This is a genomic window from Oceanobacillus sp. GQ8 (genome assembly GCF_059758495.1).
This window is the reverse complement of sequence record NZ_JCAXEV010000003.1, coordinates 1-21,030: the sequence shown is the minus strand read 5'-3', so window position 1 is coordinate 21,030 and position 21,030 is coordinate 1. Positions and strand designations below refer to the sequence as shown.

23 protein-coding genes are annotated in these 21,030 nt (G+C 38.0%); 9 read left to right on the top strand and 14 right to left on the bottom strand.

Annotated features, from left to right (window positions below):
- Window positions 1–169: 169 nt before the first annotated feature.
- Complete coding sequence (locus tag AC6CHS_RS09050; RefSeq protein ID WP_498235715.1) at window positions 170–535, top strand: hypothetical protein; 366 nt, start codon at window positions 170–172, stop codon at window positions 533–535.
- A gap of 360 nt (window positions 536–895) precedes the next feature.
- Here the strand turns inward: AC6CHS_RS09050 and AC6CHS_RS09045 are convergent, their stop codons facing one another.
- The 5 genes from AC6CHS_RS09045 to AC6CHS_RS09025 form a co-directional block, all read right to left on the bottom strand.
- Window positions 896–1,585 (bottom strand): alpha/beta fold hydrolase, encoded by a 690-nt coding sequence (locus tag AC6CHS_RS09045; protein ID WP_498235714.1) that lies wholly within the window; start codon window positions 1,583–1,585, stop codon window positions 896–898.
- Between the two features lie 169 nt (window positions 1,586–1,754).
- Window positions 1,755–2,231 (bottom strand): GNAT family N-acetyltransferase, encoded by a 477-nt coding sequence (locus AC6CHS_RS09040; protein WP_498235713.1) that lies wholly within the window; start codon window positions 2,229–2,231, stop codon window positions 1,755–1,757.
- Window positions 2,232–2,284: 53 nt separating this feature from the next.
- The gene (locus AC6CHS_RS09035) at window positions 2,285–2,599 is read right to left on the bottom strand and encodes a putative quinol monooxygenase (RefSeq protein WP_498235712.1); all 315 of its coding nucleotides are present in this window, start codon (window positions 2,597–2,599) and stop codon (window positions 2,285–2,287) included.
- A 220-nt stretch (window positions 2,600–2,819) separates the two neighbouring features.
- Complete coding sequence (locus AC6CHS_RS09030; protein WP_498235711.1) at window positions 2,820–3,626, bottom strand: carbon-nitrogen family hydrolase; 807 nt, start codon at window positions 3,624–3,626, stop codon at window positions 2,820–2,822.
- An 11-nt stretch (window positions 3,627–3,637) separates the two neighbouring features.
- Window positions 3,638–4,297 carry an MBL fold metallo-hydrolase gene (locus tag AC6CHS_RS09025; protein ID WP_498235710.1) on the bottom strand — a complete coding sequence of 220 codons (660 nt, stop codon included), beginning with the start codon at window positions 4,295–4,297 and terminating at the stop codon, window positions 3,638–3,640.
- 104 nt (window positions 4,298–4,401) lie between these two features.
- On the opposite strand from AC6CHS_RS09025, the gene AC6CHS_RS09020 reads away from it, so the two are divergent.
- Window positions 4,402–4,755, top strand: a complete 354-nt coding sequence (locus AC6CHS_RS09020; protein ID WP_106897778.1) for a winged helix-turn-helix transcriptional regulator — start codon at window positions 4,402–4,404, stop codon at window positions 4,753–4,755.
- 143 nt (window positions 4,756–4,898) lie between these two features.
- Here AC6CHS_RS09020 and bla read toward each other — a convergent pair whose 3' ends face one another.
- Entirely contained in the window at window positions 4,899–5,798 is a 900-nt protein-coding gene (gene bla, locus AC6CHS_RS09015; RefSeq protein ID WP_498235709.1) for a class A beta-lactamase, read from the bottom strand.
- A gap of 362 nt (window positions 5,799–6,160) precedes the next feature.
- Between bla and AC6CHS_RS09010 the strand changes: the two genes are divergently transcribed.
- From AC6CHS_RS09010 to AC6CHS_RS08995, 4 genes are all read left to right on the top strand, one after another.
- A complete protein-coding gene (locus tag AC6CHS_RS09010) occupies window positions 6,161–7,951 on the top strand; it encodes a BlaR1 family beta-lactam sensor/signal transducer (RefSeq protein ID WP_498235708.1) in 1,791 nt (596 codons plus the stop codon).
- Between the two features lie 42 nt (window positions 7,952–7,993).
- The gene (blaI, locus tag AC6CHS_RS09005; RefSeq protein WP_106897793.1) at window positions 7,994–8,389 is read left to right on the top strand and encodes a penicillinase repressor BlaI; all 396 of its coding nucleotides are present in this window, start codon (window positions 7,994–7,996) and stop codon (window positions 8,387–8,389) included.
- 258 nt (window positions 8,390–8,647) lie between these two features.
- Complete coding sequence (locus tag AC6CHS_RS09000; RefSeq protein WP_498235707.1) at window positions 8,648–9,031, top strand: helix-turn-helix domain-containing protein; 384 nt, start codon at window positions 8,648–8,650, stop codon at window positions 9,029–9,031.
- A 74-nt stretch (window positions 9,032–9,105) separates the two neighbouring features.
- Window positions 9,106–9,612, top strand: coding sequence for a sigma-70 family RNA polymerase sigma factor (locus tag AC6CHS_RS08995; protein ID WP_498235706.1), 507 nt, complete (start codon window positions 9,106–9,108; stop codon window positions 9,610–9,612).
- A gap of 29 nt (window positions 9,613–9,641) precedes the next feature.
- Here the strand turns inward: AC6CHS_RS08995 and AC6CHS_RS08990 are convergent, their stop codons facing one another.
- The 5 genes from AC6CHS_RS08990 to AC6CHS_RS08970 all read right to left on the bottom strand — a co-directional run bounded on the left by AC6CHS_RS08990 (window position 9,642) and on the right by AC6CHS_RS08970 (window position 14,035).
- A complete protein-coding gene (locus AC6CHS_RS08990; protein ID WP_498235705.1) occupies window positions 9,642–10,880 on the bottom strand; it encodes an MFS transporter in 1,239 nt (412 codons plus the stop codon).
- Window positions 10,881–11,388: 508 nt separating this feature from the next.
- Window positions 11,389–12,291 carry a YitT family protein gene (locus AC6CHS_RS08985; RefSeq protein ID WP_498235704.1) on the bottom strand — a complete coding sequence of 301 codons (903 nt, stop codon included), beginning with the start codon at window positions 12,289–12,291 and terminating at the stop codon, window positions 11,389–11,391.
- Between the two features lie 241 nt (window positions 12,292–12,532).
- Window positions 12,533–13,189 (bottom strand): Type 1 glutamine amidotransferase-like domain-containing protein, encoded by a 657-nt coding sequence (locus AC6CHS_RS08980; protein ID WP_498235703.1) that lies wholly within the window; start codon window positions 13,187–13,189, stop codon window positions 12,533–12,535.
- Window positions 13,190–13,223: 34 nt separating this feature from the next.
- Window positions 13,224–13,403 carry a hypothetical protein gene (locus AC6CHS_RS08975; RefSeq protein ID WP_498235702.1) on the bottom strand — a complete coding sequence of 60 codons (180 nt, stop codon included), beginning with the start codon at window positions 13,401–13,403 and terminating at the stop codon, window positions 13,224–13,226.
- 239 nt (window positions 13,404–13,642) lie between these two features.
- Window positions 13,643–14,035 carry a DUF3888 domain-containing protein gene (locus AC6CHS_RS08970; RefSeq protein WP_498235701.1) on the bottom strand — a complete coding sequence of 131 codons (393 nt, stop codon included), beginning with the start codon at window positions 14,033–14,035 and terminating at the stop codon, window positions 13,643–13,645.
- A 289-nt stretch (window positions 14,036–14,324) separates the two neighbouring features.
- On the opposite strand from AC6CHS_RS08970, the gene AC6CHS_RS08965 reads away from it, so the two are divergent.
- Together AC6CHS_RS08965 and AC6CHS_RS08960 are read left to right on the top strand one after the other, a co-directional pair.
- Window positions 14,325–14,993, top strand: a complete 669-nt coding sequence (locus AC6CHS_RS08965) for a DNA alkylation repair protein (RefSeq protein ID WP_498235700.1) — start codon at window positions 14,325–14,327, stop codon at window positions 14,991–14,993.
- Between the two features lie 435 nt (window positions 14,994–15,428).
- On the top strand, window positions 15,429–15,815 hold the full coding sequence (locus tag AC6CHS_RS08960) for a DUF192 domain-containing protein (protein WP_498235699.1): 387 nt from the start codon (window positions 15,429–15,431) through the stop codon (window positions 15,813–15,815).
- Window positions 15,816–16,089: 274 nt separating this feature from the next.
- Here AC6CHS_RS08960 and AC6CHS_RS08955 read toward each other — a convergent pair whose 3' ends face one another.
- Window positions 16,090–17,460 (bottom strand): FAD-dependent oxidoreductase, encoded by a 1,371-nt coding sequence (locus AC6CHS_RS08955; protein ID WP_498235698.1) that lies wholly within the window; start codon window positions 17,458–17,460, stop codon window positions 16,090–16,092.
- A 589-nt stretch (window positions 17,461–18,049) separates the two neighbouring features.
- Between AC6CHS_RS08955 and AC6CHS_RS08950 the strand changes: the two genes are divergently transcribed.
- Window positions 18,050–18,415: a triple tyrosine motif-containing protein gene (locus AC6CHS_RS08950; protein ID WP_498235697.1), complete on the top strand. Its 366-nt coding sequence runs from the start codon at window positions 18,050–18,052 to the stop codon at window positions 18,413–18,415.
- Window positions 18,416–18,525: 110 nt separating this feature from the next.
- On the opposite strand, the gene wecB is transcribed toward AC6CHS_RS08950, so the two are convergent.
- A complete protein-coding gene (wecB, locus tag AC6CHS_RS08945; RefSeq protein WP_498235696.1) occupies window positions 18,526–19,638 on the bottom strand; it encodes a non-hydrolyzing UDP-N-acetylglucosamine 2-epimerase in 1,113 nt (370 codons plus the stop codon).
- 108 nt (window positions 19,639–19,746) lie between these two features.
- A partial coding sequence (locus AC6CHS_RS08940; RefSeq protein ID WP_498235695.1) for an N-acetylglucosaminidase occupies window positions 19,747–21,030 on the bottom strand: 1,284 nt, incomplete at its 5' end.

Below are 21,030 nucleotides of genomic sequence, written 5' to 3'. Positions count from 1 at the left end.
TCACATGATAATACTTGAACACTATGCAACTTTTCCTCCTTGAAATAATATCAGAAGCACTCAGTCGCAAACCCATTTTTTTCTAATCAAATTCTAATCTTCCTCACATGGGTATTTAACTTGACGTGTTTAAGATAAAAGCAAATGAAACTCAAAGGAGAGAAAAGACATGAAAACATTCGTACTTACAACAGCAAGTGCACTACTTCTAACAAGCTTAGGTGTTGGTTACGCTTTGCACGCAAATCCAAAAAAAGCACCGGTATCAGAGAATGACACTGAAATGATTCACCAAAAAGCTCAAATGGACACAGAGGGCATTGATGATCTCCTTGAATCCGACACACTCGATGATGTAGCTGATGCTAATAATTTTAATTCCGAAGTTGTAGAGGACAATCCTCACAAACGTATCATTCTATTAAAAGACGAAAACGATCAGCCACAGTTCAAGAGCATTTTTGTTAAGGAGACAAGCAGGTTGAAAATCATTAACCTACATGAAGGACTTGTGTACAACGAAATCATCAAGTAAATAACTCTCCCGTCGAGACTAACGATAATTCTTTGTTTGCAGGGGCGGTTTTAGTGGGTGCCATTCTTATTCATGAAGAGCACCCAGCAATTGTCCAAAACTTGGAAATCGTGACCTTTTCTTAGATAACTATATAACTATAAAACCCATGCTTATTCAAAATGACATCTCCCCTATTTGATATCAATCTCATTATAAAAGCGGAAATAAGCATGACATTAATTTCTGATATATTATCGACCTTTTCTTATTCATAGTTCAGATAATTGCAGATTTCATGCAAAAAGACGCATTTCCTTCATATCGGAATTGCGCCAGATTGTTTAATAAGAATTAGGATGTAGTGAGAGCGTTCGGAATTTATGAATTAAGAAAACTTTTAACGGCAGCCAAGTAGGCTGGTAAATTTTCATCATGCACAAAGTGTCCAGCATCCTCTATCATTACAAATTCACATTGCGGAATAAGCTCAGAAACCTCCTGCAATTTGTTTTGAGGAATATGACTGGATCCACCACCTATGATAAGAGTCGGCATGACAATGTCAGTAAGACGCGCCCACCATTCGGGATTGGGTTCATTAAGTTGCTGTAGAATCGAAGGCACAACCAGCCAATCAAACGGCAGGGAATCAGAAGGTTTGGTAGGAATTTCGATTGGCTTATCCGGAAAAGGAGGAGGAGTGTCTTCAACAATTAACCGTTCTACTCTTGATGGAAATGCTTCCGAGAAAAGATAGGATACTGTTCCCCCCATGGAATGACCAATTAGAGTAAACTGTTCTAAATTCATAGCATTTGCAAAATGAAGCAAGTCATCGCACATCAATTCAAAAGAATATGAATCAGTTCTCGCACTCCCACCGTGCCCCCGTTGATCTAAAGCTAAAACGCGGTATTTTCCTTTTAATTCAGCGGCCACTTGATCCCATGATTCTGCACTTTTCCCCAACGCGTGAAGTGCAACGAGCGGTGGTGAAGAAGGGTCCCCACTCTCGCGATATTGAAAAGTTAGACCATTCAATTCAATTTGATTCACCAGTGTTTCCATCTCCGATCATCTCCTATGATAGGTTTTGACATTTGAAACCTGATTTATTTACTGTTCATAACTATTCAGAGAATGTGTGAATATTACCTTCTTAAACGTAGCTTTTAAATAAAGTTTGATCATTTTCTACCTGTATCTCCACAATTGCGTCCGTAGTTATATAAAATTACTAGGATATCAACCTCTTAGACATTTTAAAATTAACTAACGTAATACCTTTACGCTCTACAGTTTGGGGTTCAATTACCTGATACCCGCGGCGTTCAAAGAATGGTTTTGCTGTGATACTTGCCTCTGTTTCCACTTTCGTAAGTCCAATTTCTCTTGCTTCAGACTCAAGCTTATTCATTAACGCCGTGGCAATTCCTTGGCCTTGAAAATGTTTATGTGTGAAAAGTCTATCTAGGTATCCATTATGGGTCATGTCACCGAACCCTACAATTTCATCATTAGTTTCCGCGACATATGTAATGTTACGAACGAAAGAATCCTTCCAATTTATTAGCTTAGCATCCATTTCATCTTTTGTTGCCCAGGCATTAAGTTGTTCCTTTGTGTAATCTCGTGCGTTTACTGCATGTACTGTTTCATAAAATAGAGAAACCATTTGATTGATATCAGAACTTTGAAAGACTCTTATCCGCATATGTTGTATCTCCTTGCTACATTGTTCCCAATATCGTGCCTAACTCCAACTTTTTAAGCTCTTGAAATTCCCTTTCCTCCTATAGGTAACGATGTATTAATTTTTTCTACTCCCGCAATTATCGATTTGGCTTTTTGGATTAATGTTTGAGATGCTTCCATTGATAAGGAAGCGCGATGAGCATTCTCGTCACTCCAAACCTCGTAAACATAAATGGAGTCCTTATTGTCATCATCTAAACTAACGACATACAACTCACAATCATCTAATTCCTCCATCGACTTCGATGCCTCCAACAACATTCCTACCAAAACATCCCTTTTCCCATCAACAGCAGTAAACTTGTTATACAATCCGAATTTATTCAATGCCATTCCTCCATTTTTAAAATAGTGCAATATAAGGTAATTCCATTTAACCTCTATAAATCCTTCTTATTCTCCATAAACGGCACGAGAAATTAATACGTTACTCCGCAACGCGCCCGTTTGGTGAAGAAGGAGTTAGTGTAGTATTAAAAATACACGGGAAGGATATTTTACTCCTTCTCGTGTTTGGAAATGTTACCCTTACTCTTCATACACATCACTATTCCGCATACTTATAAACATCTGGTCTCAGGTTTTCAAATATGGGGATGTTCTGTTGTTGTTCTGCTACTTTTTGTATATCGACTTCTGCTGTTAGGATTGCTTCCTGGTTGCCTGCTTCTTCTACAATGTTTCCATTTGGATCAATGACAATTGAATGTCCCGCATACGTGTTACCGACATGATTTTCATTATTCACATCCCCCACACTGTTGCATGCAACGACATAGATGCCGTTTTCTATTGCTCTAGCTTTCAATAATGATCTCCAATGGTTTAAATTTTTTGTTGTCCATTGCGCAACATAGAATACAATCTTTGCGCCATGATATGCTGGATAACGTGTAATTTCTGGGAAACGTAAGTCGTAACATATAATTTGGCTCGCTTTGGTACCGTTAATTTCAAATACTTCTGGAACACCATCCCCACCTGTTAAATAATAATGTTCATCTAACATTGGCACGAGATGGGTTTTATCTTTTTGATAAAGTAGCTCGCCCGTTTTTGATACTGCAAAAGCCGTATTATATATATTATCATCACGTTTATTTGAAACTGAACCTGCAATAATATCCACATGATATTTGGTGGCTAAACTCTGGATAAAAGGAAGACTTCTCGTTAAATCGATATCAGCTTTTTCCACTAAATGTTGTAAATCATAACCGTTATTCCACATTTCAGGGATTACAACAATCTCAGTATCAGTTTCGAGCTTTTCTTCAAATATGGTTTTAATATGATTTTCGTTTTGTTTCACTTCTCCTTCTATAATTTCAATTTGAAATAATTGTATTTTCATTTTTCTATCCCCTATTCATATATATATTTATAAATGGTATACAAATCATCATTGTATTTAATGTCTTCGCCATGTGCTGAAGATATGATAGAAGGTTTAATTTCGTCTATAACTTGCCCGCTACTAATATTTTCACTCATATCGACCGTAAACTTTTTAATTGGCGGATGTAAGGTTTTAGATCGAGAAATAAATAAATCCCCAGCTAGCAAAACATTATCATCTTTATGATGATATATTACATGTCCTGGTGCATGACCGGGTGTCAAATATAGGTCCAAAGGTAACGTTTTGATGATATTGTCACTCAAAGCCTCGACTCTATATTCAACACCAGTTGTCTCCTTTTCTGATTTGTTTGGGTATGGCTTCTCACCATTAATAAACGGAATTTCGACTTCGTGCGCATAAATAGGAATGTTTAATTCATCTTGTAAATACTTGGCACCATTAATATGATCCAGATGACCATGTGTCAGTAAGATACTTTTGGGAACACCTAAAGACTTTGCCGCATTCAACTGCATGTGTGCATGGTCTTCCATTCCGGTATCAATAATATAAACATCCTCGCCCTTCACCACGTACCATGTATTAATTTTAACAGGAATGCCAACAGCAGTTTCATAGGTAAGTTTATAAACATGCTCAGAGATTTGTACAAATTCCAATTGATGTTTACCTCCCTTTCATTTATTTGATATTATAAGTTTAGTAAGTAAAAAGGGTAGTAACAAGAAGGCACATTTTTGTTCCCCCCATTGGAGGCGAGAAAATGCCAGACTTTAAATACGATCAATATGGCAGCTGTACTTTAACCGTGGAGCGCGCTTGCCCGATTGAGTTAGCGATGCATGTAGTAGGAAGTAAATGGAAGGGAATTATTCTATATTTATTGTCACATTCACCAATGTATTACAACGCAATGCGCCGGGAAATACCAGGTATTACCCAACGCATTCTTACACTACAACTTAGAAACCTAGAAGAAGATGGCATTATTGAAAGAAAAGAAACAAACGATAACCCAAAGAAGGTTTTATATTATTTGACCCCTCTTGGAGAAGATTTCGTCCCAGTACTTAAATCCATAAAGACATGGGGAAACACCTATATGAGCAAGCAGTAGATAGGACTAAAATAAAAAAGATGATTTCGAATTTTCTCCGGAATCATCTTTTATTCTTATTCAGCAAATTGGCCCGTTTGTTGAAAACAGTAAAGAACTCGTTCCAAAAATCCCTTGGTTTTTGATACCCTCTTCTCCCACCATCACTTCAATGCATCAAAAACAATTTCAGCAGCCTCCGAGATCAGCGCATCGTCGTAGTCAGCATCCTCGGTATCATGGCGGGACATAATCGCAATAACAATTGGTTCTCTATCTGGTGGCCAAACAACTGCAATATTATTTCTCGTTCCGTACGTTCCTGCCCCACTCTTATCACCGACCACCCAGCCTTCAGGTGCGCCGGCACGAATCAATGTATCACCTGTCGCATTGCCCTGCAGCCAATCCGTGAATAGTTCACGCCTTTCGTCTGTAAGCATGTCGCCTACTGCAAGTTGCTTAAGATTGGTGGCCAGGGTTTTAGGTGTGCTGGTGTCACGGGTATCTTCTGGATTGAACTCATTCAATCCTGTTTCGTATCGGTCAGACTGTGTAACATCATCGCCAATTTCTCTTAGCGCTTCCTCAAATTTAGCTGGCCCTCCCAATGCTTCAAATAAAAGGTTTCCAGCGGTGTTGTCACTTGTGCGTACTGCCGCTTCCCCAATTTCTAAAAGAGTCATGCCCGTATCTACGTGCTTCTCAGTAACCGGCGAGTAGGTAACCAGGTCATCTTCCGTGTATGTTATGACTTCGTTAAGGTCCTCCATCTCGTTCTGTTCCAGCAAAAGGGCAGCGGCCAACGCCTTGTATGTAGACGAAAAGGCAAAACGCTCCTCAGCTCGATATGCGATCGTCTGATTTGATCCTGTATCAAGCGCATAAACACCAAGCTGTGCGTCAAAATCATCCTCCAATGCGGCGAACTGCTCATCTAGCTTAGCACTTTGTCCGTTTTCGTTCTCCTCTTTTGGTGAGGAGTCCGTTGAACTGTCTGCCTCCGCACAAGCAACGAGTATAACGAGTATTAGCAACGACATCGGCAATATTAATTTATTCATACTAAATCTAGTTTTATTTTTCATGTATATGACCTCTTTCTATATCTATTAAATAAATCTGGGTTTCTTAAACGAATAAATTAGTTCGCTCGGCGATTCCCCTGTTGTCTAACGCACATTCTAATTTCTCGGATTTCCCTCCTTCACGAAATAGGATTACGAATGTAGTCTAATATTACATCTGTAGTCTTGTGATGTCAATACTTCTTTGCCTTAGATGCCTCAATACCTCTGTATACAGTCAACATAAAAAGATTGGAAGTGATATACTGGTCATTAAATGTTAAAATAAAGGCTCTTCGATCATTTAATATTAAAGAATGTTAGGAATGTAAGTGGGGGCGAAAACGGAGGTGATCAGCTTGGTCTTAACTTACCTTGTAATAAGTTTGCTAGTTTCTTCCATTACGCTTGCGGTTATTAAGCTAGTTAAAAAAATATTTCAGAATCAGCTTTCAGCGAAATGGCAATATAATCTATGGTTTTTATTTCTAATTGCATTAACGCTTCCTTTTTTGCCAAAACATTTAATTGATTTTGGAAACTTTTTCACTTCATTAGACGTCAACCTAAACGATGAAATCAGCCATTCTATAACCACCACCAGTGACACTGCAGTGGCGAGAAATCCCAGCTGGATGCAGGACTTTACGCTATCCGTAAATCGATTTGATTTGGAATTCCTAAATATACTACTAGCCAGTATATGGATTGCAGGAATGATAGTCATGGCTGTTCTGACTTTACAAGGTTGGTTCATGTTAATGAAAATTAAATCCACGTCAACTGTTCCCAAAAATAAAGAAGTTTTGCGTTTATTTATACATTGTAAGCATCGTCTAAATATAACGGGACGTGTAATTGTAAGGGAATCAGACCTTGTGAAATCTCCTATGACATTTGGTCTATTTAAGACCTATGTGGTGCTACCTTCCCGTATTGAAGAATGGATGTCTATGAAGGAGATACAGTACATTTTCTTGCATGAACTGAATCATTATAAATATAAAGACATTGTGTCAAATTACTTTATTATTTTTTATCAGATTTTGTACTGGTTTCATCCGCTAGTTTGGGTGGCTTTTAAAGAAATGAAAGTGGATCGAGAGATAGCTTGTGATAGTGCTGTTTTACATACTCTGGATGAGCCCTGCTATCAAGAATATGGCAATACCATTATTAATTTTGTAGACAAAGCATCCAACCCGAAGAACATCGGGTTGGCAAATGAACTGAACGGTTCTAAAGGGCAAATAAAAAAACGTATTGAAAAAATTGCCTCCTTTACAACGGAATCAATGGGCTTGAAGCTGAAGAGCGTCTCCATCTTTCTCCTCGTCGGAGTATTTGTAGTAAGTCAGGCACCCTTGGTTTCTGTAATGGCTGATGACAGTAGTCGTTATGATTTTAATGAGGAACGCACGGTCTATGAGGATCTGAGCAAATATTTCACTGGATATGATGGGAGCTTTGTCTTATATGACATGCAAGCTGATAAGTATCATATCCATAATCAAAGTAAGAGCACACGAAGGATTTCTCCAGATTCTACTTACAAGATTTATAGCGCGCTGCTCGGATTGGAGACGGGTGTTATATCGAATGATAATTCACAAATTCCCTGGGATGGAACAGTGTATCCATATGAAGCATGGAATAGAAACCAAACTTTATCTTCAGCAATTAAGCATTCTGTTACCTGGTATTTTCAAAAATTGGATAAAAAAATACAACAAGATACCATTCAAGCCTACCTTAAACAACTTAGCTACGGTAATGGTGATCTTTCCGGTGGAATGGAAGAATATTGGCTCGAATCTTCATTAAAAATATCTCCAGTAGAACAGGTACAATTACTAAAGGCATTCTATACAAACGCGTTTGAATTTGATGAAAAAAATATCAAAACCGTTAAAGATATCATTAAATTAGAGGAACGTGATGGAGAAAAGCTATCCGGTAAAACAGGGACAGGAACTGTGAATGGAAAGAATGTCAACGGATGGTTCATTGGGTATGTAGAGACCAAGGAAAACACCTACTTTTTTGCAACAAATATTCAAAATGAAGATAATAGTGATGGAAGCAAAGCGGCAAACATCACCTTATCTATTTTGAGAGATAAAGAAATCATCCAAGGAATAGAAGGATGAGTGGTCTGATTTAAGCGTCCATAGAAGGAGAGAGGAAAAAGGATGTCAAAGAAAATCCCCAATATTTCAGAATCAGAATGGGAAGTTATGCATGTGCTCTGGAAAAAGGCCCCCCAAACTGCCAGTGAGATTATCTCTTCCTTGCAGAAGCATACAGACTGGAAGAAGAAAACCGTACGCACACTATTGGATCGTCTTACCCAAAAAAAGGTTGTCGGTGTCAATAAAGAGCAGAGGGTCTATACTTTTTTCCCTCTTTATTCGCAAGATGAGTGTCAACGTGCCGAAGCACAGTCTTTTGTTAAGCGAATTTATGGCGGAACGTTAAAGTCTATGCTGGTTCAGTTCATTCAGGAGGATTCTTTGTCAGAAGAGGATATTAAAGATTTACGTTCCATTTTGGATGAAAAGACACAAAAAAAGAGAACTAAAAAATGAAGTTAAATCGGGCGCTTTCTTTAATAAGAGGGCGTCTTTTTGCTTGGTTATTTTCTAACATTCTCTCGACCAGCACCTTTCTTAAATAATCATCATTTCCACAAAATAGCTAATTCATCGCACTGATCTACAAAACGACACCACACTCTATAACGAACAAAATACCATAACAAACCAACTAAAAACACCCGAATTGGGTGTTTTTCCTTTTGTCAGAATTATTCGTGGTATTTTTTAGGCGATAGAGAGGTGTTCACAGTGGAAGGGTTCGGTTTACGATTAGAAAATCTTCGCGAAAAGGCTGGGTATACACAGCAGGAAATAAGCTTCAAATTGGGATATTCCCAAAATGCATTTGGAAAATATGAAAGAGAAGAACGCAGGCCAAGCTATGAAGCGATCATCCAGATAGCCGATCTTTTTCAGGTGCCGATTGATTCCCTGTTACGAGGCGAAGAACCAGTTTATTTAAAGAACTACCGAAAAATAAATGACGTTCTTAATCTATTGGAAGATGCAGGATATAAGCAACCCTTTCTATTAGATGTGAACAGTTGGGCCAGACTAGGGAAAAAGGAACTTCACGACCTCTCCCACTACTTCTATTGGCAGGTGCAGCAAGCAGCAAAGAAAGAAGACTAGCATCCACGTTCTCCCCCTCTTCATCAAGACAGGAATGGCATCTCCCCTCTCCAATCCACTAAAGGAGGCATTTTATGTCAAAACCCTACACCTTTGAAGAAATTTACGAGCAGAACAAGCGACGCATTCATTATCACATCCACAAGCTAAACCTCCAAGACCCCCACAAGGAATACTACCAGGAAGGGCTGATCGCCATGTGGCAGGCCTATGAAAAGTACAACCCCGACAAAGGCCCCATGGCCACTTACTTCAATTACACCATCCGCCATAAACTCATCGACCTGCTTCGAAAGGAAACGAACGACTCCCTCAAGCAACAAAACTACCTCGAAAGCCAAGCTCCCTTATTACCAAAAGCCGCTCCTCCCGTAACATATAACGGTATCCCACAACTACTAAAAGAAATAAAATCCCTACTTACCGAAAAACAGTGGAAATGGTTCTATCATGCCATTCTATTGGACATGCCGCTTAAGGATATTGCCGAAAAGGAAAATGTGAGTGTGGAAGCTGTAAAGAGTTGGGGGAAAGAAGCGAGAAAGAATTTAAGTAGAACGCACGCGCTTTTTATTATGTAGTCAGTCATAGTTTTATTAGTCAATGCATGTTAAGTTCCATCATCTTCTATTCTAGCATTTCGCATCGGTGATAGACTGAACCATAGTCCGCATAAAGTTAGTCCAGCTATCGAAATCCATAAAGCCGTTGTGAAACCTAGTCCGTCCGCAAGAGCACCTCCTAGTGGAGCACCGATAACGACTGCACTACGGTTGATGGATCGCAGTGTCGCATTCATGCGACCTTGCAGGTGAGATGGCGTGATATACTGCCGGTACCCCATTTCAAGCGGCCCCTCGATACCCATGGCAAATCCGTAAAAGAGCTGCCCCACCACCATAAAAAGGAGAGCTATGTAGTGTGAGTCGGAGCTATTAACTACTGGAGCTAGCGCCACCAAGATAACTGCTGGGCCATAGAGAATTCGTGAAAAAGCCATTGCACGCCCTACACCAAAGCGCACACCGACTCGTGGAGATAGAGAAGTTCCTGCGACAGCACCCACACCTGCTGCGGCAAGGATATACCCAAGGAGGGAAGCATCAAAACCAAGCTCTATTAAAACAATCGATACGAGGATCGTCATCGTCATGCTATGAAAGAGAAACCAGGCGTGGGTATTTAAAGCGAGGGTGCGAAGGTAATGGTGCTGGTAGACCCATCGCAAACCTTCCTTGATTTGTTGACCGAGTGGTCCAGCCTTCACCTTGTTTAAGGGCTGATGTTTAATCGATGCCATTAATACACCTGAAAACAAATAGGATAAGGCATCAAAAAGAAGGGCGAATGGTGCACCAATTAATGAAACAAGTCCCCCTCCAATAGCTGGGCCACTTGTTTCCGCAACAGCTGCGCTTTGTTCTAACCGTGCATTTGCACGTGTTAATAAAGGACGAGGAACTAACTGTGGCACAAAGGACTGGTAAGCACTATCATGAAAAAGAGACAACGCACCAAAAAGCACCAGCAGGACCATTAGCCAGCCAATACTGATTACGCCTGTGATAGACAATAAGCAAATGCAGGCAAGGATAATGCCACGCCCCATATCTGTTACCACCAATACAGTCTTGCGGTGAAAACGGTCAATTAAAACTCCCGCTATTAACCCCAAAAGCACGTACGGAATCCATCTAGATGCTGAAACCCAGCCAACATCAACAGCACTGCCTCCCATATTACCAACAACCAATACCTGAAGAGCCAGTGTTGTAATATATGTACCAAAGCTTGAAGTCGTCGATGCAATCCAAAAACGAACAAAGCTACTGTTCTCTCTTAATTTCATGGAACTGCCCCCTCCTGCCAATTTATCCACCTTACAAATATAATAATCTATACTCGACAATATAGTAATCTATTCTTGGCTTTCAAAAAAGAGTTTTTAAATTACGCCTCCTTATCTTTTTCTAATTTGGTACATTTGTTGACAGTAGGAGAGGCTAAAATGCAGACGGCAGGGATTTGGAGGGGCTTGGGCGTAAAAATAGAACGTTTCATAGTGTCATGCTTCCACTGTAAATAAATGCTATTAAAAGATACTAAAAATTTAGGAGGATGGGTCATGCCAATTAATAAACTTCAATCAGTGGGGGTATTCGTTCTTCCCCCACTGATTGTTAGTGGAACGAATCGGGGGTGTTAGCGTCCGTTAGGGAAACAACAAAAAAGAGCTGCCGTAGCAACCCTGAATCCTCAACTTAAGCACATATTTCGTTTGAAAAGGACTTCCGATCTACTGGTTTATCGTAGCATACTCTCCAACTTGTCCTTCACTAGCACCCATTCTTTGCAATTTAAGTATCTTCGTCATCCTTCAGCTTCCTTCTATAGTACTGCTTTTCTTTCTTTGTACTACTAAATGTTTTCTGTGTTGGATAGTGAGCTTTTGCAAACGAGCCACCACTCACATCCTTTACTGTATTTACAACAGTAAACGCCTCTTCATCGACCTCACGAACCAATTTTTTCAAATAAAACAATTGCTGTTTTGGAACGACCACATAAATCAGATTCTCGTCTTTTCCATTTTCATCATTTTTACCTTCCAAAATCGTTGTATGGGCACCAAGATTCACTCGGATAGAGCGAGCTACTGATTCGCTGTAATCTGAGAATATATGAACGATCTTTTTGGACTCAAATCCTTCTAAGACGTAGTCCGTCACTCGTTTCCCAATAAACAAAGCCACTACGGTGTATAATGTTAAGATTGGACCAATAACTAATACTCCACCTACTACAACTAAAGCATCTAACACAAAGTTTACCCCTGTTAGTTCCCAGCCAAATTTGTAATTTAGCATTTTTGCAATTGTGGACGTTCCACCAATCGTACTTCCCGAACGAAAGACGAAACCAAAACCAATTCCAGTGAACACCCCAGCATAAAGGGCAGCAAGAAGAGGATCACCCATCGCAGATCCTAAGTCCTCCATTAGGAACAGAAATAGAGAAAATAACGAAATAGCAGCAATCGATTTTATTATCATCGCATTGGGTAAGTACCGATAACCAATTAATAAAATAAACCCATTTGCAAGGAAGGTCACCAATGCAGGAGACCAACCCAACCCAAAATAAAGTAAGAGGGATAGCCCGGGGATACCGCCCTCCGCAAGCGAGTTAGGCATTGCAAATATAGCTACTGAAAAAGCAAAGAAAAAAGTACCCAGTACCATGAGTCCAAAATCTCTCATATCGCACTTCCTTTATCTCTCTGATTGATGATTAGTATATAAGTTTTTCCTTTATGTTGCACTAATTTCGTGAAAACTATTTGTGTACGATAATGGCTCTTAGAGGGGTTGGAGCTTTAAATAGGTTGGTATGGTCAACATATACGAAGAGGGGGAACTTCGGAATTGGGTACATGAAAAGAATTATAAAGACGTGCATAGTTACATAAAACAGCTAAAAAGCGTCTTCGCATTACCATAATTAAAGCGTCTCATCCAATTTTTGCATCGTTGAGTGGGAAAGTAAAAACACATCGCCTAAAATGTCGATTTTGCCTCCCTTCACACGCACAGCACAATCCTTGTTTGACACATAAACATCTATTTCTTCCGATAAGGGAGACAGTTCGCTTTGAACCATCAGCATATTATTTTCAAGGTCAAAATGAGACAGTATGGAAAAATCATCAAGGCCAATTCCTTCGTAAATAGAGCTTGTTTCAACATTAAATCCAAGCTTTTCGGAGCATAACCACTTAGCGGACATGTTGAACGCACCAGCACTTGCTCCCATTACAACAGCTCCGCTTCTTTTTATCGCATCCGACAACTCATAGTCCACCAAAAATTCATTTTGGTTTAGCGGATTTCCACCCAGTAAGAAAATGACAGAAGCATGTTGGGTTAACGTTTTCGCCTCTTCTTTTTGTACACGATAATTAATCACATGATATTCTTCAAACGTAATCCCGGCCTGATCAAGCCATGAGCGTTCAGTAGAACCAATTTCATCATAAAGAGACGGATTCGAACTAATCATAACAAGCGATTTACGATCCGTTATATCTTCCTGTAACACCCTGACCACCTTCTCTGGGAAAAAATGATTAAACCAACCTAAATAATAATGCGATTTCATATGTACCCCCGTAGCAAAGTATAAATAACTTGGGTTAATCCCTTTTTTTATATAAATTCAAACCCAAGTTAAAAAGCAATAGTAAGAAAACAAACGGTGTAAAAAACCAAATTGGCCTCCAATCTATTTGTCCATCTCGAATTAGACTCGCAATCATAAGACCTAAGACGACGCCCACAATTCCACCAAGAAATGACTTCCATCTTTTATTCAAATTATCCCTCCCCTATTTCGATTTCGACGTTATGCTTTTATTAAAGATTAGCGTGGGATTGCTGTACAGTCAAATCAAAAAACATAAGGGAACGTACCCATTTACACAGATTAGAATTAGTTCTTGTATAGTAGTAGACCATTACTGCGCAATAATAGGATGATGATTTGGTGACTCTGTGAAACAATGTCCTTAAGCTAATGAAGCAGTTGAATATGAAGCATAAAAAAACCGGCTATTTATGACCGATTTTTAAGATACCATTCTAATATTTCCTTTTTTTCTTTTGTAGGGGTATGTTTGTAATTAACTAATTTTAGCTTGTTAGGTGCTTCTGTTACAAATGTAAGTGTATCAGTGCCAATCGTGTTATGCGCACCTATAAATGCATCAAGTTGGATTGCGATATCAAAATCAAGTGCGTTTTTCATTTTTAAGTCTAATACTTTTTGATCGTAAAATTGGACATGGACATCTTTAATGTCATAGTATTTATCAACAGCTTGATCAATATCTTCCCACATTAAGGAGAGCAATGCCTTTTCGTAAGTGGATTGATTAGAAGCAATTGTTGGAGTTGAGAAGATAACAAAAAGAAATAATGTTGCGAAGGTGACTAATACTTTTTTCAATATAACACCTCTTCTAATAAACCTTATAGCCATATAGTTAGCTAATTAACGATAAATATTATAGCAAATGTATGTTATTGTCCTAACGGGTGCGTTTAATAATTTCAATAAAAATGATTTCTCTTCTATTATAGGTGGAGAAAGCTTTCATACGATATACGCTACAATAATAAAAAAGGCAAACTTTGGAGGCACCCCACTGCAATAATACTAATAACGAAATGAATTTCTTGTTATCTCCCGTCATGGACATTTATGAAACAGAGCTTGAATAAAGGAGTTGTATAAAATGGATGAAAAAAGAGATACAGAATTAAAACGCTCTTCAAAAGCAGAAAACATTCTATCTCTGATCAATAGTAAAACGAAGCTAGGCGACTTAAGAAAAATCGCGGAGGACATTAAAAAAGATCACGAATTAGCTATGGAACTTTGGTCATCCGAAGCGTTTTTGCCCAGACTATTAGCCATCTTAATTATGGACAAAAAACTTCTTTCAGAAGATGTGCTAAATAAACTTGATGAGGATATGCAGACGCACACTTTCGATGAGCGAAATAACTTAATGGATTGGTTATTAGCCAATCAGCTCACCAAAGACAAAAAGAGAATTGAATTAATGGAGTCTTGGGAACATAGTCCTTGTGCTCTTCAAAGACGAGCTTATTGGTATTATCAAGGGCGATTAAGATGGACTGGACAAACACCGCCTGATAACACCGCAGACTTGCTATCTGCATTAGAAGCTAATATTACCCAGGAAGAACCGGAAGTTCAATGGGCTATGAATTTCACCGCAGGTTGGATAGGCGTTTATGATGAACAGAATCGTGCACGTTGTATAAAACTTGGTGAGAAAACAGGTCTTTACAAAGATGAAAAAGTATCAAAAGGATGTACTCCCAGCTATTTGCCGGAGTTCATTAGGATTGAATTTAACAAACGACAAAATAATTAGTTACCGCTGAGAAGTTTATCAGAGTTTAATGCAAAAAATAAAGGAATTCAAAGCCTCAATATGAAAATTGTAATAAGCTTGGACCGAAAAATAAAGAAAACAACGCGTTATGGTAGCTAGTTAGTGAAATATGCAAGGAAGATGTAAAGGATTAACGCACTATTTCTTTTTGGTCTGTAAGGCGCTTATCTTTAAGAAGAACAACTTTCCAGCTGCGCAGTACAAGGATACCAGCTTATAGAAATCCATTTTAAGACGATTACCCCAAAAGTATCGTCTCTTTCTTAATATTGTTGCTGTGATTATTGAAAACAAAGTATTAAATTTAAAACCATAGAATAAATTAAAAGTGATAAGGAGCTTGCCTCGTTATTTCTTCTTGTTTTATCACCAAATTTCTTTCACGCTTTTAATAATACTCAAAGGTGAGTGAACATGAAAAATAGAATAAAAACAAAAATGATAAAAATACTCAGTGGAAACAGGAAAACTAGATTAACCGTTCAAGTTTCAGATACTCAAGGAAAAATAGAGAAGGGCTTAATGTTTGTTGAAAAATTACCCGAAAATGAGGGGATGTTATTTGTGTTTCCAAGAAAAATATATGGTGGCTTTTGGATGAAAGACACATTAATTCCTTTATCTATTGCTTTTCTTGATTCAGATGGGGAAATTCTAAAAATACTAGATATGGAGCCTTGTAAAGGGAATGAATGTCCTATCTATGATCCGAAACTTTCTTATCGTTATGCAATTGAAGTGAATATAGGATGGTTTGAAAAGAATCGAATCAAAGAAGGAGATTATGTAAAGTTTGATTAAATTCATATTACCTCTAAGAACTAGGGTAAGGTGATTTTTTAATGGATATTTAAATATTACTGAAAAGATTGTGAAGAAATGTATTAAAAGTAACTGGTGCTTTAGTTGAACAAGAGCTATAATTTTAAACGGAAATTTTTATTGCACAGTACAAAAATACTATTTAAAAATAATGAAATTCCGCAATCAGTTATGATTGCGAAATTACCATACAAGATATTGACCCACTTAAACAAAAGTGAGCCAATCTTATCATGTCATCAATAAGTCTAATTTAACGCACTGCTTCTAACTCTTTCCCTCTCTTCGCTTCTTTCGCCATTGCTTCCATTGCCACTTGATTCAGGTAATTGACCGGTTTATTGTAATGTGGTTGGAAAAAGAAATCTGTTAAAGCTAGTTGCTCAATGGTCATATTGTTGGAGATTCCAACACTTATTGTATTGATTGCCTGTGTAAAGTCAGCATCAGAAATGACTTGCGCACCAACAATACGATGTGTTTCTAATTCATAGACTAGCTTCAATTGAATAACCGCATTTTCTGGCATAAATTCCGGACGATAGTTATCTGTGATCAACGCACTCCCTACAGATAATCCTGCTATCTTGGCACTTGTTTCCGTTAAACCTGTTGATGCAATGTTATGATTGTAGATCTTCAACCCTGACGTACCTTGTGTGCCAGGGTGAGCTAATACAGGGCTTACGAGGTTATGCGCCACAAGCGTTCCCATTCTTACCGCATTGGTTGCCAATGGGATATAAGTTGGTTGTTGGGAAGCATTGTTATATACCGCACAGCAATCCCCCGCTGCATACACATCTTCCCTACTTGTTTGCATATATTCATCCACGATAATGGCACCATTACCTAACATGGCCACTTGACCTTTAACCAGTTCTGTATTTGGTCTAAATCCAATACACATTACAACAAGGTCCGCGTTATATTCCCCTTTATCTGTAATTACCTTTTCTACTACTCCATTGGTTCCTTCGAATTTCGCAACGGTTTGCCCAAGAGCCAAGTCAATGCCGCGTTGTTCAAATGTCTCTTCTACTGGGACTGTGAATTCTTCATCTAAATAACGGTTTAAAATGCGCTCTTCACTATCAATTAAGGTGACGTTCTTTCCATTTTCCTCAAATGCTTCCGCAAGCTCAATTCCAATGTAGCCTGCTCCGACAACAACTACATTGCGAATTGGTTCTGAACGTTTAATAATCTCCTTCGCATGGTAGAAGTTCTTACATAACAACACGTTATCTAAATTAGAACCAGGAATTGGTGGTGTTACTGGCCAAGAGCCAGATGTAATAATCAACTTATCATAGCTATAGTTTGTTGTAGTATTGGTTTTCATATCTCTTGCTTGTAGTTGTTTACGATCTATATCACAGGAGGTCACTTCATGATTCATATGCATCTGTACACCTTGTTTTTCAAATTGTTCTATAGAAGCATAAAACAGTCCATTCGGATCCTCTACCACTCCGCCAACATAGAGCGCAATCCCACAAGATAGGAAAGAAACATTATCGTTCTTTTCAAAAACATCGATTTGTGCATCAGGGTAAAGATTTAACATATTATTAATCGCTGCTGTTCCCGCGTGTGTACATCCAATAACTGCTACTCTCATTATTCAACACTCCTATTGTTTAGTTTGTTCAATATTTCACATGTTAAATAATACTAGCTCCATGTGATTATGTATTTATTATAATGCATTGTTCAGTATTTCACAATATAAAATAGTAAAGTTCACAAGTTTGACACAGGTGCGGATTTACCAAGCGAATAATCTAAGGCGTTATAAAAGGGTTGTGGACATTTCTGTACAGGAACATCCATATGTCTATAAAGAGTTGGGGGAAAGAGGCGAGGAGGAAATTGAGAGGACAGGAACGGTGAAATCTAAACAACCCATAAAAGTTCTTGTTACTTTCATAGGTCTATATTCAAAGTAAACGGCACAACTTTTTGAAGAAACTGATTTGAGGTTTATAATGCCTTAGAAGCCATTTTTAATACTACTTAAACTATGGGTATACACATAAATAATATAGAAGTTCTACCTGATAAAAGAAAACCCGACCCGATATCTTATATCAAGTTAGTAAAGTTTCATTTTATCTTTTTATAAGTGTTTGACGTATCTCTTCAAACACTTATACCACGAACCAATTATGTTATAATTAATTTATTATGGAGAATGGGAGGGCTTCAATATGGGTAAAAAGTTAATTGTTTTAATAGTCGCTGCTTTATTGTTAATATCCGGCTGTGGTAATGATACACAGGGGGGTACAGATTCAACGAATTCAAATAACAGCAAACCTGAATTTGTTAAGCTTATCATTAATAAAAGAGACTCATCTGAATTTTATGTCGTTGCTACCGCAGAAGGTAGCAAATTATCATACGCCTACTATGTTTATAAAGGTGATGAACTTCTTGAAAAAAATTCATACATAAAAGATGCTCATTTCTCTTACCAAGTAAAAAAACCTGGAACATATAAAGTGAAGGTATATATTAAAGATAAAAACGAAAACGTAGAAAGTAAATACACCGATGAAATAGAAATAGAATAGTATACATACTGCATAAAAACAAGCGAAGAGAATGTTCTCTTCGCTTGTTTTCTATTAGTAAACAACTGAAAAATACTGCTCACATTAGTGGCCTTATATTTATGAAATTATTAGTTAAAGTAACCTAGAATAGCGTCTGCAATCCTTCTTGATGCATCTCCGTCCCCATAAGGATTCGATGCTTGTGCCATCTTATAATGAGATTCTTGGTCACTTAATAATTCATTAGCTAGTTTAAAGATATTATCTTCATCTGTACCGGCTAATTTCAACGTTCCAGCATCTATCCCTTCTGGACGCTCAGTAGTATCGCGTAATACTAAGACTGGTACTCCCAATGAAGGTGCTTCTTCTTGTACGCCACCAGAATCAGTTAATATTAAGTGAGCTCTAGAAGCGAAGTTATGGAAGTCAACCACCCCTAAGGGCTCAATTAATTTAATCCTATCATTATTCCCGAGAATATCACTCGCGGTTTTTTGTACAACTGGATTTAAATGGACCGGATAAATTACTTGAACGTCATCATGAGCCTCCACAATGCGGTTAATTGCTCGAAACATTTGTTCCATGTTATTCCCGAGATTTTCTCTACGATGCGCAGTCATCAAAACTAGCCTATCATTTCCTAAGCCATCTAATATAGAATTAGAATAATTTTCACTAACTGTTGTTTTCAAAGCATCGATTGCCGTGTTTCCAGTAACAATAATACTTTCGTCATCTTTATTCTCATTCATTAAGTTTTGTTTAGACTTTTCCGTTGGGGCAAAATGCAAATCAGCAATTACACCAGTTAATTGTCTGTTCATCTCCTCTGGATAAGGGGAGTACTTATCCCAAGTACGCAGTCCAGCTTCAACGTGCCCCACTGCTATTTGATTGTAGTAAGCTGCGATTGATGCTGCGAATGTTGTGCTTGTATCACCATGTACCAAGACCATATCTGGTTGTGTTTTCTTCATCACTTCGTCTAAACCTTCAAGAGCTCGAGTGGTAATTTGGATTAACGATTGTTGCTTTTTCATTATATTAAGGTCATAATCTGGTGTAATATCAAAAATACTAAGTACTTGATCTAGCATTTCTCTGTGCTGAGCTGTCACTGTCACAATTGATTCAAATTCATTTGGTCGCTTGTTTAACTCTAGGACAAGGGGCGCCATTTTTATTGCTTCGGGCCTTGTACCAAAAATAGTCATTACTTTTATCGGTTTATTCAAATTTATCACTCCAAGTTTCTTAAATATACTTTATGCAAGACAATTTATAAGTAAAAATAAAATTAAAAAGAGGTGCCCATCAAGAAGTTTGATGGGAGCCCTCTTCCCTTATAGTTTATAAACTGGTATGTCTAAATATACACTGGTCAACCCCAAATCCTGATATAGGTTATACATAGTATAAACTTGTTTAGATGCCCATCCAATATCTGTTGCATATTGATGTGTAGCATACCCGTATCTATCCATTCCTTCTGGATTCCAACGCATTTTGTATAATGTATTTTGTCCCTCTCGTATATAATCACCGCTTATAAACGCCGCGCCACCTACAATTGCTTTATAAGGGGTGGTCCAGCCTTTCTCATAAGCTCTCTTTGCTCCGCATTCCACAGGACAATGGTCATTCGCTCCAATACCATACATATTATAGACTGTTACGCCATTATACTTAACACCCTGAGCTAATGTAGAGCTTCCATGACCAGTTTCCAATAATGCATGAGACATTAAATAGACCTCATTTATACCATATATCTTGCTTGCATCTTTAAAAGCTTTACCTTGACCAGAAAGTATACCTTTACCCGAAAGATATTTATTTAGTTCTGTTACTGACGCATCACTAGATTTTGAAAGATCTAAAAATTGAAATTGCTGTTTGGGATTATCTACAAAATTATTTGGATCCAAATAATATAAAACATCACTTCGACTTGCATCTACCCATTGTCTATGATTGAACTCTATTTGATACCATCCATTGTAAGAACCAAGAATGTTAACCTCTGCACCATTAATAAGTTGCCCAACTATTTTATTGCCTGCACCTGGACCACTACGTACATTCAATGCACTAGCAGTTACTTTATTATTTTTATCAATATAACTTTGTGATACATAAGCATATGAGCTATCAGTCTGTGGTGAGACTTTCATTTGCATTTCTAATACCTCGTTCAAGGTCATATCATAGGCCGTTCTTTTAATTCCGTATAAATCTACTTGGTCTTTATTTACATAACCTACTCGGTCTAGATAAATAATCCGCCACCAATCCCCATAGTCACCTGCTATCGGAAAAATCATATCCTTATCTATATTTCCCATAACAACTAGGCTACCTGAAGAATTGTCATATACTGTTACTTTATCATTTGTCACAAATTTCTCACTAGAATTGGTATATGATTTATTTAAATTAGGAATTTCGCTTTCAGTTGCGTATCCAGTAGAAGCTTTATTAACGTACCCATAAATATCGCCGAATTGTACACGCCACCAGTCTCCATATTCATTGACGATTGAGTAAGATTCTCCTGCCCTCAATTCTCCAAGTCTCTTACCCGCGCCTGAATCTGGATTATCATATACTGACAAGTTATCAGTATA